This is a genomic window from Burkholderia sp. LS-044 (assembly GCF_004803625.1).
Classification (GTDB): Bacteria; Pseudomonadota; Gammaproteobacteria; order Burkholderiales; family Burkholderiaceae; genus Burkholderia; species Burkholderia cepacia.
Map to the genome: position 1 here is coordinate 350,515 of NZ_SSWO01000005.1, position 16,511 is coordinate 367,025.

The 16,511-nt window shown below is 67.6% G+C and carries 13 protein-coding genes; 8 read left to right on the top strand and 5 right to left on the bottom strand.

Annotated elements, in window-relative coordinates; translation table 11 throughout:
• Positions 1 to 17: 17 nt before the first annotated feature.
• A complete protein-coding gene (locus E9536_RS15890) occupies positions 18 to 2,369 on the bottom strand; it encodes a phospholipase C, phosphocholine-specific (RefSeq protein ID WP_136470144.1) in 2,352 nt (783 codons plus the stop codon).
• A gap of 584 nt (positions 2,370 to 2,953) precedes the next feature.
• Here E9536_RS15890 and E9536_RS15895 point away from each other — a divergent pair.
• From E9536_RS15895 to E9536_RS15905, 3 genes are all read left to right on the top strand, one after another.
• Positions 2,954 to 3,454 (top strand): GNAT family N-acetyltransferase, encoded by a 501-nt coding sequence (locus E9536_RS15895; protein ID WP_136470145.1) that lies wholly within the window; start codon positions 2,954 to 2,956, stop codon positions 3,452 to 3,454.
• 296 nt (positions 3,455 to 3,750) lie between these two features.
• Positions 3,751 to 5,349 (top strand): thioredoxin family protein, encoded by a 1,599-nt coding sequence (locus E9536_RS15900; RefSeq protein ID WP_060083836.1) that lies wholly within the window; start codon positions 3,751 to 3,753, stop codon positions 5,347 to 5,349.
• A 73-nt stretch (positions 5,350 to 5,422) separates the two neighbouring features.
• Positions 5,423 to 5,788 (top strand): 5-carboxymethyl-2-hydroxymuconate Delta-isomerase, encoded by a 366-nt coding sequence (locus E9536_RS15905; RefSeq protein ID WP_027790324.1) that lies wholly within the window; start codon positions 5,423 to 5,425, stop codon positions 5,786 to 5,788.
• A gap of 77 nt (positions 5,789 to 5,865) precedes the next feature.
• Here E9536_RS15905 and E9536_RS15910 read toward each other — a convergent pair whose 3' ends face one another.
• Both E9536_RS15910 and E9536_RS15915 read right to left on the bottom strand, forming a co-directional pair.
• Positions 5,866 to 6,129, bottom strand: coding sequence for a DUF4148 domain-containing protein (locus E9536_RS15910; protein WP_060205699.1), 264 nt, complete (start codon positions 6,127 to 6,129; stop codon positions 5,866 to 5,868).
• Between the two features lie 255 nt (positions 6,130 to 6,384).
• A complete protein-coding gene (locus E9536_RS15915; RefSeq protein WP_060083835.1) occupies positions 6,385 to 7,788 on the bottom strand; it encodes a GntP family permease in 1,404 nt (467 codons plus the stop codon).
• 316 nt (positions 7,789 to 8,104) lie between these two features.
• Here E9536_RS15915 and E9536_RS15925 point away from each other — a divergent pair, with 316 nt between their 5' ends.
• The 5 genes from E9536_RS15925 (at position 8,105) to E9536_RS15945 (ending at position 13,863) form a co-directional block, all read left to right on the top strand.
• On the top strand, positions 8,105 to 9,583 hold the full coding sequence (locus tag E9536_RS15925; protein ID WP_027790327.1) for a sigma-54-dependent Fis family transcriptional regulator: 1,479 nt from the start codon (positions 8,105 to 8,107) through the stop codon (positions 9,581 to 9,583).
• A gap of 54 nt (positions 9,584 to 9,637) precedes the next feature.
• Positions 9,638 to 10,165, top strand: a complete 528-nt coding sequence (locus tag E9536_RS15930) for a BON domain-containing protein (RefSeq protein WP_136470146.1) — start codon at positions 9,638 to 9,640, stop codon at positions 10,163 to 10,165.
• A gap of 61 nt (positions 10,166 to 10,226) precedes the next feature.
• Positions 10,227 to 10,499, top strand: a complete 273-nt coding sequence (locus E9536_RS15935) for a hypothetical protein (protein ID WP_048023821.1) — start codon at positions 10,227 to 10,229, stop codon at positions 10,497 to 10,499.
• A gap of 103 nt (positions 10,500 to 10,602) precedes the next feature.
• Positions 10,603 to 10,902 carry an H-NS histone family protein gene (locus E9536_RS15940; protein ID WP_021159650.1) on the top strand — a complete coding sequence of 100 codons (300 nt, stop codon included), beginning with the start codon at positions 10,603 to 10,605 and terminating at the stop codon, positions 10,900 to 10,902.
• Between the two features lie 603 nt (positions 10,903 to 11,505).
• Positions 11,506 to 13,863, top strand: coding sequence for a GNAT family N-acetyltransferase (locus E9536_RS15945; RefSeq protein ID WP_136470147.1), 2,358 nt, complete (start codon positions 11,506 to 11,508; stop codon positions 13,861 to 13,863).
• 658 nt (positions 13,864 to 14,521) lie between these two features.
• Here E9536_RS15945 and E9536_RS15950 read toward each other — a convergent pair.
• Positions 14,522 to 15,073 carry a hypothetical protein gene (locus tag E9536_RS15950; RefSeq protein ID WP_136470148.1) on the bottom strand — a complete coding sequence of 184 codons (552 nt, stop codon included), beginning with the start codon at positions 15,071 to 15,073 and terminating at the stop codon, positions 14,522 to 14,524.
• 194 nt (positions 15,074 to 15,267) lie between these two features.
• The gene (locus E9536_RS15955; RefSeq protein WP_059693078.1) at positions 15,268 to 16,089 is read right to left on the bottom strand and encodes an IclR family transcriptional regulator; all 822 of its coding nucleotides are present in this window, start codon (positions 16,087 to 16,089) and stop codon (positions 15,268 to 15,270) included.
• Positions 16,090 to 16,511 lie beyond the last annotated feature (422 nt).

The following is a 16,511-nucleotide window of genomic DNA, read 5'->3' on the forward strand; positions in this document are numbered from 1 at the left end:
GTGTCGCCGCGGCGGCATCAGAAGCGGTCGGCGAGCCCCATCGCCGGGTCGCTGACCGAGTGGCGGCCGGTTTCCACGCGGCCGGCGACCCGGCGCGAGAAACCCGGGTCGCTGTCCGCGGTGACGATGAAGTCGTACCAGTGGCCGGTCGAGTCGAGCTTCCAGTCCAGTTCGGCCTGGTCGCCGGCGCGCACCGTGACCGTCCACGTGGTACCGGTACCGCGACCCTGGCCGTTGCCGTCCTCGATGCCATGGTCATGGTCATGGCCGTGACCGCGACCGTCGTGTGCGCCGCGGCCCGGGAGCGGCCCGTAGACCTGGTTCGACTTCACGGTGAAGCGCACCGTGCCGCCGCCGTGGTTGCGCAGCCGCAGGTGGAGGTTGCCGCTCGCGCCCGCATAGCCGACGCGAACTTCCGGATGGGGCGCGCGTGCACCGGCCAGGCGGCTCAGGTCGCCGGTGAAGCGGCGGTGATAGCCGTTCGGGCCCAGCACCCACAGGTCGTATTTGCCGCCGTCGTCGGCGCGCGCCGCCCAGTCGCCGTGCAGCGTCTTGCCCGGTTCGACGACGTAGCGCCGCGGCAGGCGGTCGAGGTGCAACTTGTCATAGACGTGGAACACGGCGGCGGCGCGGCCCGTATTCGCGAACTTCAGCGTGAGCGTGCCGTTGCCGGCATCGGCACGCGCGCTCGCATGCAGCTCGTAAGGCAGCGCGCGCGACGGGCGCACGCCGGTGGCCTGCGCTGGCAGCGACGGCGCGGCCGGCGGCACGATCTTCGGTGCGGCCTGCTGCGCGGCGCTCAGCGCGTCGACCTGGCTTTTCGTCGTACGGCCCGCGAGCGTCGGCAGCGGTTCGTTGTTCGGCGAGCGGAAGTTGAACGCGCTCGTCAGGTCGCCGCACACCGCGCGGCGGTACGCGCTGATCTGCGGCTCGGCGACGCCGAAGCGCTTTTCGAGGAAGAGCAACGTCGACGTATGGTCGAACACCTGCGAGTTGACCCAGCCGCCGCGGCTCCACGGCGACACGACCCACATCGGCACGCGCGGGCCCGGGCCGTACGGGCGGCCGTCGATCGCCGGCTGGCTCGACGTGGCCGGCGTGAAGTCGTGGTACTCGACGGCCACGTCGGCGTCCCGCAGCGTATGGCCGCCCGCGAGCGTGCCGTCGGCGTTGCGCGACGGCACGGCCGGCGACGGCATGTGGTCGAAGAAGCCGTCGTTCTCGTCGTAGTTGACCAGCAGTACCGTCTTGCTCCACACCTCCGGGTTCGCCGTCAGCGCATCGAGCACCGCCTGTACGTACCAGCCGCCCTGCGCGGGGCTCGACGGCCCCGGGTGTTCGCTGTACACGGACGGCGGGATGATCCACGACACCTCGGGCAGCTTGCCGTTGCGGATGTCGTCGCGGAACGATTCGAGGAAGCCGTACGGCATCGTGTTGCCGAACCCCTTCGCGAGCGGGCTCAGCGGATCGTCGATCGCCGGATCGTAGAACGCGCCGGCCGCCGTCACGGGCTGCGTGATGTCCGTCGACGCGACGTAGGCGGGCCGGCGCGCGGGTGGCATCTGCTCGATCGCCGCGCGCCAGTGGCGGAAGCTCATCATCTCGTTGCAGCCGAAGTTGTCGATCAGGCTCTGGTAGACCTTCCAGTTCACGCCGGCCTGCTGCAGCCGGTCGGCGTAGGTGGTCCAGGTCCAGCCCTGGCTCGACGGGCCGATGTCGTTGCCGCCGTTGAACTGGTTGTTCAGCGCGGCGATCTTCACGCGGCTGCCGTCGGCCGGGCTGATGCCGTTCGGGCCGTTGGTGCCGCTCCAGTAGAACAGGCGGTTCGCGATCGTGCCCGTATGCATCCCGCAGTGATAGTGGTCGCACAGCGTGAACGCATCGGCGAGCGCGCGCTGGAACGGGACTTCCGCCGCGTCGTAGTAGCCCATCGACAGCGGCGTCTTCGCGTCGGGCCAGCGGTTCATCCGGCCATGGTCCCAGGCGGCCTGCGCATCGGCCCACGTGTGCGGCGTGCCGCCCGCGCGCTGTGCGTTGCCCTGGCTCGCGTCGAGGTGATACGGCGTGACGGTGGCGGCGGGCGTCGGTTTCGTGTACGTCTGGTAGAACACGTTGCGGCCGTTCGGCGACGGCACCGCAAAGCGGTCGCCGTAGCCGCGCATGCCCTTGAACGTGCCGAAGTAGCTGTCGAATGCGCGGTTCTCCATCATCAGCAGCACGACGTGCTTGACGTCCTGGATGGTCCCCGTTTCGTGAAACGCGGGAATCGCGAGCGCGCGGCGGATGCTCGGCGGAAACGCGGCGAGTGCGGCGGCGGCGAGGCCGGAAGTGGTGGTCTGCTGGAGGAATCTGCGGCGTGACGTCATGGCGTTCGGGTCCTGTGATGATGGGAGCGTTCGTGACTTCGTCTGGCGGTGCCCGTGCGTCGCCCGCCGGGGCGATGCGCGCGGCATGGGCGGTCGAGTGCGGCGGCCGCGCGTGGCGGAAGTGCGCGCGTCGCGCGCGATCCGTGGTGCCGCGCGGATGCCTGGGCCGTTGCCGCGATCCTGCGCGACGCGCGCTCGTGATGCGCGGGCCAGGACGTCGGCACGCACCGGCCGGGTACGTGCCGGATTGGGCGGCGCCCAGTCTAGGGAGTCGACGTGACGCCGACGTGATGAAGGCATGACATCGCATGTCGCGCGCGTGACGTTGCGTGCGCAACGATCGATCGGGAAGCATCGGGAAGCGATGCGTGACGGAAGCGGGTAAGGAATTACCGGTTTCCGGCCGCCGGGCCGGTCAGATTTTCCCTGCGCGTGGAGGCGTGGCTTGAGCGCTGGTCGTTGCGGGTGCAACGGCACCGCATGACGCCGATGTTTCAAATGCGTGAAATCGGATAAGCTCGATCCGTTGCTGCGCATGTGCGCAGCCCGCGCCGCGGGCGCGACTTTTCGGAACCGGCCCACCCATGACCGACATCAAGATCCGGCACAGCGAGACGCACGACGTCGACGCGATCCGGCAGATCGCCGCGCACCCCGCGGTGTACATGAATACGCTGCAGTATCCGTTTCCATCGTTCGAAAAATGGCAGAAACGGCTCGCCAACGCGCACGAGCGCGGCGCAAGCCTCGTCGCCGAAATCGACGGCGAGGTGGTCGGCCATCTCGGCCTCGAGTTCGAACCGAATCCGCGTCGGCGCCATGCGGCAGGGCTCGGCATGATGGTCGACGCGAGCCGGCACGGGCGCGGCATCGGCGGCCGGTTGCTCGCGGCCGCGATCGATCTCGCGGAAAACTGGCTGAACCTCACGCGCCTCGAGCTGACCGTGTTCACCGACAACCGCGCGGCGATCGCGCTCTACGAGAAGCACGGCTTCCGGATCGAGGGCGAATCGCCGGGTTATGCATTGCGCGACGGCGTGCACATGTCCGTGTATCACATGGCGCGGATCAAGGGCCGAGAGTGAACGCGCGGCGACGATGCCGCGCGTCATATTCATTCAAGAATTCGTTCGTTTCCCGCCGGCTGCGCGGATCGTATCGTTGAAGGATTTGCGCCGGCCGCTTCGGGCGGCGTTGACGGCCTCCGCATCGATGCGTGCGGCTTGCGTCGACGCACGCCGGCTTGCGCCACGCCGCACGCCGGTGCGCTTCATCGCTTCATGAATCTCGCTGCATGGGCGTCGCTTCAGGTTGTCGCTTCCCGTCGTCGCCTGGCGCGCCACTCCTTCCCGCAACCTTCTCTTTCAACGGACCCGCTTCGATGAAAACCGCTCTCCGGAATCTGACTGCCGCCTGCCTGCTCGCTGCCGCCGCGGGTGCGGCGTTTGCCGCCGCCGCGCCCACGGGCACCCCGGTCGCGAGCGCATCGCCCGACGGCGCGCACCTGCCGCCCGGCATCGCGTGGCAGCACGGCGACGTCGACGCCGCTTTCGCGTTGGCGAAGCGCACCGGCAAGCCGCTGCTGCTCTACTGGGGCGCGGTGTGGTGCCCGTCGTGCAACCAGGTGAAATCGACGATCTTCAGCCAGCAGGCATTCAAGACCCGCTCGTCGTTCTTCGTGCCCGTGTATCTCGACGGCGATACCGAAAGCGCGCAGAAGCTCGGCGAGCGCTTCAAGGTGCACGGCTACCCGACGATGATCCTGTTCCGTCCCGACGGCACCGAAGTGACGCGGCTGCCGGGCGAAGCCGATCTCGACCGCTACATGCAGGCGCTGTCGCTCGGGATGACGGCCGCGCATCCGGTGCGGCAGACGCTCGCGACCGCGCTGAAGAACGGTGCGTCGCTGACGCCGGACGAATGGCGCCTGCTGGCCGACTATTCGTGGGATACCGACGGCGCGCTGCCGGTGCCGGCCGATCGCGTGGCCGAGACGCTGCAGTCGCTCGCGCAACGCGCGCGGGCGGCCGGCGCGAAGGCCGAATCGGCGCGCTTCGCGCTGAAGTCGGCTGTGGTCGCCGCGTCCGACGATCCGGCGCAGGCCGGCGCGCTGGACAAGACGGCGCTGGCCGATTCGCTGCGCACGGTGCTGCAGGACCCCGCCTTGTCGCGGGCCGATTCGGACGTACTGGTCGCCGCGCCCGCGCGTGTTGTCGCGTATCTCGGTGGCGGCGACGCGCAGCGCGCGAAATTGCGCGGCGCGTACGACACGGCGCTTGCGCGCCTGTCGACCGACACCACGCTGTCGTCGATCGACCGGCTGATGGCGCTGCACGGCCGCGTGCTGCTCGCGCGCGGCGATGCACGCAAGGGCGCACCGCTCGCCGTGCCGGCGCTGGCCGATACGGCGCGCAAACAGATCCTGGCGTCGGTGCAGGGCGCCGCGAACGCATACGAGCGGCAGGCACTCGTCAGCGAAGGCGCGGACACGCTGACCGACGCGGGGCTGTACGACGAGTCGGATGCATTGCTGAAGGCCGAGTTGCCGCGCTCGTCCACGCCGTACTACTTCATGTCCGGGCTGGCCGCGAATGCGAAGGCGCGCGGCGACAAGGCCGCGGCGCTCGACTGGTACCGCAAGGCATACGATGCGGCGAGCGGGCCGGCGACGAAGCTGCGCTGGGGCGCGACCTATTTCGCGAATGCGGTCGAACTGGCGCCGGACGATTCGGCGCGCATCGAAGGGATCGCCGCGAGCGTGCTCGCGCAGGCCGACAAGACGCGGGACGCGTTCTACGGCGCGAACCTGCGCGCGTTGACCAAGGTCGTCACGCAGTTGAACCGCTGGCGCGGCAGCGGCGCGCACGACGCATCGGTCAGGTCGATCGCGAAGCAGTTCGACGGCATCTGTGGGAAACTGCCCGCCGGCGATCCGCAGGCAAGCGCCTGCGAGCGCCTGATCCAGCCGGTCAAGGCATAGATCCGGTGGCACTGCGTGGGCTTTCGGGATGCCGGCCGGCGTGTTTCCCGATACCGACGAGGCCACCGACCCCATGCCCCACCTGACGCTCGAATATTCCGCGAACCTCGACGGGTTCGACGCCGGCGCGACACTGCGCGCGCTCAATGCCGCGCTTGCCGCGTCCGGCCATTTCGACGAACGCGATATCAAGAGCCGCGCGCTGCGGCTCGATACATTTGCGGTCGGCACGTCGCCGGCGCCGCGCGCGTTCGTCCACGCGAAGCTCGCGGTGCTGAGCGGCCGGCCGACTGACGTCAAGCGGGAATTCTCGGAGCGGGTGCTGGCGGAACTGAAGCGGCACGTCGTCGCGCCGCCCGGCATGCACCTGCAACTGTCCGCGGAAATACTGGAACTGGAGCGCGAGTCCTACGCGAAAGCGGTCATCGAGCCGCGCTGACCGTGCAGCGCGGTGAGCGCTGCGCGCGCCGGGAACGTGGCGCTGACGCGAGCGCAGCCCGCTGGGTTGAAACCGGACTATTGGCCCGTGGCGGACACGCCGCGATTGCCGTAGCCGGCGCCCGCGGCCCGCGACGCACCTTGCTGCCGGGCGATCTTAGCTTCGGCGGCCTGGATGCTGGCAGGGTAGAACCAGTCGCTCGGCTGGAAGCCGGCTTTTCTCAGTGCAACCACCTCGGAATGAACTTCGGCGCGCGTGAGCGGCGAGGTGGCTTGCGCCTGCGCGGCGATGGGAGCGGCGAATGCGGCCGCGAGGGCGAGTGTGCGGAGCAGCGGGTTCATGAGCGGATACCTCCAGGTTTTCGACGGCGCCGATCACGTACGGTGACCGTCGAAAGCAGTGTAGGCCTCGCCTGACGCGCGAAAAATGCCGCTGCGCCCAACGTAGTGTTCTCCGGAAGACAACAATGAACGGCCGGCGCGCGCACCTGGACGGTGCCCGGCAAAAAGGGGAGGAGCGGGGGCGAAGCCGGCCGCAGCGACGTGGCCGGCGGCCGGCGGGCAGCGACCCGGAGACGGGCCGCCGCGCGAGGGGTATTACACGAGCCCCGTCATGTAGTACACGGCGATCACGAAGAACACCGCGAGCGTCTTGATGATCGTGACCGCGAAGATGTCGCGATACGACTCGCGGTGCGTGAGGCCCGTGACCGCGAGCAGCGTGATCACCGCGCCGTTGTGCGGCAGCGTGTCCATGCCGCCGCTCGCCATCGCGACGACCCGGTGCAGCACGTCCAGCGGGATATTGGCGGCCTGCGCGCCCTTGATGAACAGGTCCGACATCGCGGCGAGCGCGATGCTCATGCCGCCCGACGCCGAGCCCGTGATGCCGGCGAGCGAGCTGACCGACACGGCCGCGTTGACGAGCGGGTTCGGGATGCTCTTCAGGGCATCGCTGACGACGAGGAAGCCCGGCAGCGCCGCGATCACGCCGCCGAAGCCGTACTCCGACGCGGTGTTCATCGCGGCGAGCAGCGCACCGGCGACGGCGGCCTTCGAGCCGGCTGCGAAGCGCCCGCTGACGCGTTTGAACGCGGTCAGCACGACCAGCACGATGCCGAGCAGCAGCGCAGCCTCGACCGACCAGATCGCGACGACGGTCTTGATCGACGTCGTGACCGGCGCGTGCACGCCGGGCAGCACTTCCGGTGCGACCGTGTACGACGCGGCGCCGTACCACTGCGGAATCAGCTTCGTGAATGCGAAGTTCGACACGCCGACGAGGATCAGCGGCAGGATCGCGAGCGCGGGATTCGGCAGCGACTTCGCCTCGACGCGCTCCGGTTCGTTGACGAGCGACGTGCCGTAGCCTTCACCCTTTGCCATCGCCGAACGGCGGCGCCATTCGAGATACGAGAGGCCGACGACGATGATGAACAGCGAGCCGATCGTGCCGAGCGCGGGCGCGGCCCAGGCGGTCGTCTTGAAGAACGTGGTCGGGATGATGTTCTGGATCTGCGGCGTGCCGGGCAGCGAATCCATCGTGAACGAGAACGCGCCGAGCGCGATCGCGCCGGGCATCAGCCGTTTCGGGATGTTGCTCTGGCGATAGAGTTCGGCCGCGAACGGATAGACCGCGAACACCACGACGAACAGCGACACACCGCCATAGGTGAGCAGCGCGCACACCGCGACGATCACCGCATTCGCGCGCGAGCGGCCGATGTAGCGGATCGCAGCGTGGACGATCGACTCGGAGAACCCGGAGAGTTCGATCACCTTGCCGAACACCGCGCCGAGCATGAACACCGGGAAATACAGTTTGACGAATCCGACCATCTTCTCCATGAAGATGCCGGAGAAGACCGGTGCGACGGCGGCGGGTTCGGTCAGGAGCACCGCGCCGAGCGCGGCGATCGGCGCGAACAGGATCACGCTGTAGCCGCGATACGCGGCGAACATCAGGAACGCCAGCGCGGCGAGGACGATCACGAAAGACAAGGGAGTCTCCTAATGGCTTTGGTTGTTGTTCGATCGCGCGATGCGCCGCGGACCGGCTCAGGTTCGTGCAGGTTTCGTGCCATCGGCCGGATAGCGCCGCCGGACATGGATCCGCCGGGGACCGGCGGGCCCGCGCCGGTCGTTGTCTGACGATTCTACATAAAACGTCTCCATCCGGAGACGAAATGGCCGTCCGGCCAGCCCGTGTAATCGGGCAGGGCTTTCCCGGGCAACGCATTGCGGCGTGTCTCCGGAGTGAGATAATCCGTCTCGTTCCGGAGACAGCCGGTCGACAATACACGGAGACGAAGACACGATGATGAACGACTGGGCCCGCCTGCCCGTCAACTACGGCGACGTGCTGCGGCGCGCCGCCGAGTCGCTGTTCCGGACCTTCGAGGATTCGAGCGCGGGCACGGTGGTCGTCGATCGCGATGCACGTGTCGTGTGGATGAACGAGCGGTATGCGGCGCGCTTCGGTTTCGCCGATCCGCAACAGGCCGTCGGCCTCGACTGCGAGGCCGTGATCCCGAACAGCCTGATGCGCGAGGTGGTGTCGACCGGGCAGCCGATCCTGCTCGACATCATGGAGACGGGCCGCGAGCCGCTCGTCGTCACGCGCCTGCCGCTGAAGAACGAGGCCGGCGAGACGGTCGGCGCGATCGGCTTCGCGCTGTTCGACCAGTTGAAGACGCTCACGCCGATCTTTTCCCGCTACGCCCAGCTTCAGCAGCAACTGATCGCGACACAGCGTTCGCTCGCGCAGGCGCGCCGCGCGAAATACACGTTCGCGAGTTTCGTCGGCACGAGTGCGGCGAGTCTCGAAACCAAGCGCCAGGCGCGCCGCGCCGCGCAGGTCGATTCGCCGGTGCTGCTGCTCGGCGAGACGGGCACCGGCAAGGAACTGCTCGCGCATGCGATCCACGCGGCGTCGGCGCGTGCACTCCAGCCGCTCGTGACGGTCAACGTTGCCGCGATTCCCGATACGCTGCTCGAAACCGAATTCTTCGGCGCGGCGCCCGGTGCGTACACGGGCGCCGACCGCAAGGGGCGCGTCGGCAAGTTCGAGCTGGCCGATCGCGGGACGCTGTTTCTCGACGAGATCGGCGACATGCCGCTGCCGCTGCAGGGCAAGCTGCTGCGCGTGCTGCAGGACAAGGAGTTCGAGCCGGTCGGCTCGAACCGGATCGTGCGCGCGGACGTCCGGATCATCGCGGCCACGAGCGCCGACCTGCCGGCGCTGGTCGCAGCCGGGCGTTTTCGCGCGGATCTCTATTACCGTCTGAACGTGCTGACGATCCACGCGCCGCCGCTGCGCGAGCGCGCCTCCGACATCGCGGCGCTCGTCTATGCAACCCTCGAGGAACTGGCCGCGCAACACGGGCGCGCGGCCCATTGCGAGCTGACCGACGATGCGCTGCGGATGCTGTGTGCGTATCCGTGGCCGGGCAACGTGCGCGAGTTGCGCAATACGCTCGAGCGCGCGCTGATGCTGTCGGACCGGTCGGTGATCGATGCGCGTGCGCTCGCGCCGTTCCTTGGGCCGGTGCGCGTATCGACGGACGGTGCAGTACCGGCGCAGCCGGCGGCCGTGTCGACGGTCGAGCGGCGCACGGGCGAAATGCGGGCTGCGCCGGCAGCGTCGTATGCCGATGCATTGGCGGCGTGGGAGCGCCAGTTCCTGACCGACGCGCTCGCGGCTTGCGACGGCAAGGTGGTGGAAGCGGCCGCGCGCATCGGGATCGGTCGCGCGACGCTGTACAAGAAGCTGGCGGCGCTGGGCATCGACCGGTAGGCCGACCGGCAACGCCGATGCGGCCGGACGTGCGGCATCGAACAGGAGAGCACGATGAAACGGATCGGCATCGCAGGATGGCTGACGCTGTTGCTGGCGAGCGCCGCGCTCGCGCAGTCCGGCGACGCCGACGCGCCCGAGGCGCGGCGCAACTGGTACAACGATCCGTTCATCGCGCTGTCGCGGGACGTGGCCGAATGCCCGTTGCCGCTCGGCCCGTGGATGACCCGGGCCGAGATGACGGACGACGCGCATTACCGTGCCGAACGCGGCACCACGTGCTGGCTCGCACACCGCTGCACGAAGCCGAACTCCTACATGTATGACGCACCGATCGCCGACGCCGTGAAGGCACACTTCGCCGGCTCCGATCGACTGCACGGCACGAGCCTGTGGATCACGGTGCAGCGGCGTTTCATTTACGTCGAAGGATGTGCCGATACGGCGTTCGACCGGCAGGCATTCCAGCGCGAGCTCGAGGCGATTCCGGACGTCGAGCAGGTGTTCGTTCGCATCACCGACGATCCGCGCAAGCGCTTGCCGTACAAGGCGCGCGGGCAACCCGGCCGCACGCCGAACTGACGGAGAAAGGGTCGCGCATGGCATACTCGCGACATTCAAAAAAAGGTTGACGGGAAGAACAATGAAACACATGCTTGCGTCGGTCTGTCGGTGGCCTCGGGCGGCCGTTGTGCTGGGTCTGGTTGCCGGGCTCGGCGGGTGTGGCGGCAGCGCGCCGCTGTTCACTTCGGACGGGCGTCCGACTACCCAGGTGCAATGCACCGGCAGCGACTGGAGCAATTGCACGGACAATGCCCGGGCGATCTGCAACGGGGATTTCGAAGTGCTTCAGCAATCGAGCGATGACGCCACGCGAAATCTTCTCTTCGCGTGCAAGAAGAAGAGCGGTTATTGACCTCGAGATAACCGGCTGAGGAGACCACGATCGGGCGAAGCGCTTTTCTGTTTGCTGAGAGTCACCTATTTTTCACGAATAACACTCACGGAGTCCCATCCATATGGCGACCTACAGGCAACTGACCGCGCAGCTCGAACGGCTTCAGCAAAAGATCGACAAGGAACGCGAAAAGGCGATTGCCGATGCGATTGCCGATATCCGCGCGAAAATCGAGGAATACGACATTACGCCGGAAGAGCTCGGGTTCCGGGCCGCAGGGACGGCGGCTGCCGCCGCGAAGCCGAAGCGTACGTCGCCGCCGAAGTACCTGAACCCGAAGACGGGTGAAACGTGGAGTGGCCGTGGACGGTCGCCGACGTGGCTCGGCAAGAATCGCGCGCGTTTCCTGATCAAGGACTGACTCCCGAAAATTCTCACCTTTCGCGTGCCGACCAACGGTGCGAACGGCCATGCGGCCGTCGCACCGTTTTGTTTTTGTGCATTCCCGGCGCGATTTCCGACGGCGTATTGAACTGCGATGCCGCGCAATTAACGGATCCCGTTTTGCGAATTCGCTGCGATTCGGCTGCATATCGCGGCGATTTTCGGTAAACAGCGCCGCAATTTCACGGCACATCCGCATTGGCTCGCGCCATTCTCGCGGTGCACGCGCGCCGCGAATTCCGATCACCTTTCGCGTGTTTGCGCGTCGCGCCGTGCAATTCCCGAATTTACTCACCATAGCTCCTGTAAATCCTCACCTTTGACGAAGCGGACACGGCACCGCGCCGAATGCGAACGCCGGCTGCGTCGAGCGAATGTGGACGCCCGGCGTGCGGCGACGGCTTTCGTGCTCGCGTTGCAGACCCATGGTGCGTGCGTTGACGTCTGTCGAATAGTCGGCCGTCCGGCATATAGGCAGCCGCATGCGCTTCGCCTATGCTTGGGGTTCGCGTCGATCGGTGTACGGCCTGTCCGTGCCGCATGCCGATCGGGTCGTCTTTCGTTACCGCAGGGAGCCGATGTGACCGTTCGCCATCTCGATGCGTTGTTCCAGCCCAAGTCCGTTGCGGTCGTCGGCGCGTCGTCGCGCGCGGGCAGTATCGGCGCGATGGTGTGGTCGCGCGTGCTCGACGGCGCGTTCCAGGGGCCCGTGTGGCCCGTCAATCCGAAGTATCGTGACCTGCACGGGCATGTGGTCGTTGCCGATGTCGACCGGTTGCCCGCACCGCCGTCGGTTGCCGTGATCTGCACGCCGCCCGCGACCTGGGCCGGCATCGTGCGCAAGCTCGGCGAGCTCGGCACGCGCGTGGCGGTGATCGTCGGCGAGGCGCGCACGGATGCCGATCGCGCCGCGCTCGATCGCACACTGAAGGCGGCGAAGCCGTTCGTGCTCCGTATCGTCGGGCCGGGCAGCCTCGGCGTGCTGTCGCCCGGACGGCATGCCCATTTCGGCGCGCCGGCCTATACGGCGCGATCGGGCGGTGTCGCGTGGGTGTCGCAATCGAATGCGCTGACGAACGCGGTGCTCGGCTGGGCCGACGCACGGGGCCTCGGTTTTTCGCATGTCGTCGCGCTCGGCGGCGAGTCCGACGTCGATGCGGGCGACGTGCTCGACTATCTCGCGAGCGACCCCGGCACGCGCGCGATCCTGCTCGAACTCGATACCGTGCGCGCGGCGCGCAAGTTCATGTCCGCCGCCCGCGCGGCCGCGCGCAACAAGCCGGTGCTCGCCTTGCGCACCGGGCGTGCCGATCCCGGCGACGCGCTCTATACGGCGGCGTTCCAGCGCGCGGGGATGGTGCGGGTCGATGCGCTCGACGACCTGCTCGACGAGATCGAGACGCTCGGCGTCGGCCGCGTCACGGCGCGCGGCGCGGCCACGCTCGTGACGAGCGATGCCGGGGTCGCGAAACTCGCGGTCGACGCGGTGTCCGACGTGCGCGACGTACTGGCCGACTGGCCGTCCGCCGCCACGTCGGCCGTCTCGGCCGCGCTGCCGCATCTCGCGTCGCCCGGCAATCCGCTGACGCTGGGCGACGATGCGCGGCCCGAGCATTTTGCCGCGGCGGTCAAGGCGCTCGCGCCGTTCCCGCAAACGGGCACGCTGTTCGTCGTCCATTCGACTTCCCATAGCGCGCCGGCCGACGCGGTCGCGCACACGCTGATCGAAGCGCGGCAGTACGCGCATCGCGGCATCCTCGCGTGTTTCTTCGGCGCGGTCGACGCGGCGACGCGTGATGCATTGCATGCGAACGGCATTCCCGTGCACACCACGCCGCAGCGGCTCGCACGCGCGTATGCACGTCTCGTCGACTACAACCTCGGGCGGCAACTGCTGATGCAAACGCCCGAGGGCACGCCGCTGCAGCCGGCCGAGTGCGTTGCATCCGCACAGGCCGACGCGCGCCGGATGGTCGAAGCCGGCGAGCATGAGCTGACCGGCGAAGCCGCGCTGGGCTGGCTGTCCCGTTTCGGCCTGCAGGGCGAGCCGGCGGCCGAGCCGGCTGGCACGAAAGTCGTCGATGTCACGGTCGACATGTACGACGATGCGAACTTCGGCCCGGTGTTTCGCTATGCCGTGCCGCCCGCGGACGGCGTATCGGCGCCGTTCGTCGTCTATGGCCTGCCGCCGCTGAACACCGTGCTCGCCCGCGCGGTGATGGAACGCTCGCCGTATGCACGCCGCACACCCGTCGAGCCGACGCTCGACGCATTGACGGCGCTGTCGCAGGTCGTCTGCGACGTGCGTGAAGTCGTTGCGATGTCGGTCACGCTGCGCGTGCTGTCCGACCGTGCGCAAGTGATTGCGCCGCGTATCACGCTGGCCACGGGCCGCAGCCGGCTCGCGATCATGCCGTATCCGCGCCACCTCGAACAGACGCTCGAGTGGCGCGGCGAGACGGTGACGATCCGCCCGATCCGTCCGGAAGACGAGGCCGCGCACAACGAGCTGCTCGGCGCGATGACACCGGACGATCTGCGGATGCGATTCTTCGGTGCGGTGCGCAGCTTCGATCATTCGCAGGTGGCGCGCATGACGCAGATCGATTACGACCGTGAGATGGCCTTCATCGTGTCGTTCACCGATGTGTCCGGGCGCGACCACACGCTCGCGGTGGCGCGCGCGGTGGCCGATCCCGACAACGAGACGGCGGAGTTCGCGATCGCGGTACGACCCGACCAGAAGGGCAAGGGGCTTGGCCGGCTGATGATGAACCGGATCATCGACTACGCGCGTTCGCGCGGAACCGCATGGATGATCGGCGAGGCGCTGCGCGAGAACTCGGCGATGATCGCGCTTGCGAAGTCGTGCGGTTTCGCCGTGTCGACGACGGAGGAGCCCGGTGTCGTCGGCTTCAGGATGAAGCTGCAGCCGTAGCGTCCGTCGGCGGCTCGGCGCGCACGGACGCCGTATGCCGTCGATGTCCCCGGCTTCCCGGCACGTTGCGGATGTTTCCGGTCACGAATGCCGGGCATTCGAACCGGTCTCGCGAGCGAAACAACGGCGAACGTGTCGCTGCCTGTTCGCGATGGAAACAACGACACGCATACGGCAGGCATCGCGAGACGCGTTTCGTTTGCCGCGATATCGGTCCCGCGGCGCAGTTTTCCGCGCGGTGTCCACACGTATTTGCCGCCGTATTTCAGCCTCGAAAATTCGAGCCTGCCCAAAAGGTGAGATTTTTCAGGAGCCGCCGGTGAGCTTCTCCAGGATGGTCGAGGTGAGCCGATACGGGAGCATTCGGTGAGCCTTCCCGGGAGTGGCCGGTGAGTACCTGCGGGAGGCGTCGGTGAGCCTTTCCGGGGCGCATCGGTGAGGGGCTGCGGGACGTGTCGGTGAGCACATCCGGGAGGCTTCGGTGAGGGTTTCCGGGAGCCTTGGTGAGCTTTTTCGGGAAGTGTGGGTGAGCGCTTGCGGGACGCCAAGGTGAGACTTTTCGGGAGTGTCCGGACGCACGGCTTGCGCAAGCGCAACGCCGGCCAAGGTCGGCGTTGAGCAGGGGGCGGGCACGCATGAACCGTGCCCGCGCTTACATTCAGGCAGCGAGTTTCGCCGCCGCGTCGTTCACCTGGTCGCGCGAAATCGCGAGTTCCTCGAGGTGCGAATCGGCATAGACGGCGCCGGTTTCGCGCTCGAGGCGGGCGATCGTCAGCGCGCAGCGCGCGATGTCCTTCGGCATCGCGATGAAGCGCTTGACCGATTCGCCGGACGTGAATGCTTCGAACAGCGCGCCGCGCACGTCGTCCGGAAGCGTCTTGGTCCACTGGTACGGCTTGCCGTTGAACGTGATCGACGGCGGCAGCGTGCGTTCCTTCTTGGTCGCCGTGATGAGCCCGTAGCTGCGGGCCGCGTCGCCGATCTGCTCGGGCGAGAAGAGCTCGTCGGGCGTGATGTCGAACTGCTCGATGTAGTTCTCGATCGCCTGCATCGCGGCGGCACGATCGTCGCGCTTCTTCTGCGCGCGCGCGACGATATCGCGCAGTTCGTCCGCCTCCTCGGGCGTGATCGTGAAGCTTGCCTGCTTCTGCTGAAGTTCGGAGAAACGCTGGAATTCTTGATCGTTCAGAAGTTTGGCCATGACATCCATCGGACACGACGGCCGCGACAACCGGCCGCCGTAGTTTTTGAGAGGGCCGCTATTTTAGCGTAGCGCCGTGGGCGCACGATATGGCACCGTGCGTCGCGCCTCGCACCGGCGTGATCGCGGGCGACCGGGATCGGCGCAATCGCGCCGTACCCGGTGCGTTCCGACGAGCCTGCGTGTCGGCAGGCTCAGCTGTGTCAGCAGGTTTCGGTGCGGCACATCGACAGATGGGCGGCCGTTTCGCGCAACCCATCGACGACCGCGTCGACCGACGGCGCCATGTGCGCATCGATCCGGCGCATGTACGGGCAGGTCAGCACCGCGATCGCATGGCCGGACGGCCCGAGGATCGGCGCGGTCAGGTCGGTCACGCCGTACGCCTGGCGGCTGTCCTGACGCAGATAGCCGGCCTGCCGGATGGACTGGCACGCGTACGCGAGTTCCTGCTCGTTCAGCGGCGCTTCGCCCTTGACCTTGCGGTGCTCCGCGAGCATGTGCGCGCGCTGCTCGGCGCCCTGGAACGACAGCATCACCCGCCCCGATGCCGTATCGGCGAGCCCGATGCGCGAGCCGAGCCGGACCGACACACCCCACGGGCCGGGCCCGTCGACTTGCGCGATCACGAGCAGGTTGCCGCGATCGTAGACGGACAGGTGGCACGATTGTTCCGAGGAATCGGCGAAGCGCTGCATCGGCGGCAGCGCCTCGGCGATCAGCCGGCTCATCGGCGGATGCCGGTGCGCGAGCGAGAACAGCTTGAGGCTGAGCGTATAGCGGTCGCCGCCGGTCGAGCGCATCACGTAGCGGCGCGCGACGAGGCGTTCGAGCATCCGGTAGATCTCGCTCGCGTTGCGGCCGAGTTCCTTCGTGATTTCGGTGCGGGTGAGGCCTTCTTTCTGCTCCGACAGGAGTTCGAGGATGTCGAGACCCTTGTCGAGCGCGGGTGCGCGATAACGGTCGATTGCGCCCATCGATTCCCGTGCGTCGCAGCCGGGAAGCAGGTCGTTGGTTGTTTGCATTGTCGATGTGAGGTTGGGGGATTACTGTCGATCGATTGGCGACGCACGCTGACCGATTCTGCACTTCGCCTGTGTCGGGCTCGCGTGTGGCGACGCACGCCATCCGTCCGAGCTTAACAACAAACATTTAGTGTGCAATGCAGCGTCTTTTTACCGATCGTTACCTAACAAGAACGGATCAATTTGTTTTCAGGATGACAGGGAAGCTCCGAATACCCGGTATTCATGACAGGTGGCACCGGTTCAAGGTATTCGAAAGGAAATCGGGCTGCGCCGCCGCCCGCGATGCTGCGCCGCAGCGCCCGCGGGCGCACCAATAGTCGGTATCCGTCGCGTGTCATTTCATCGTGCGCGGCCGATGGTACAAAGACTGGCGGGCCAGCGACGGTGCGGCCGCGCGTGACGCCGGCCGGTACGGGCCG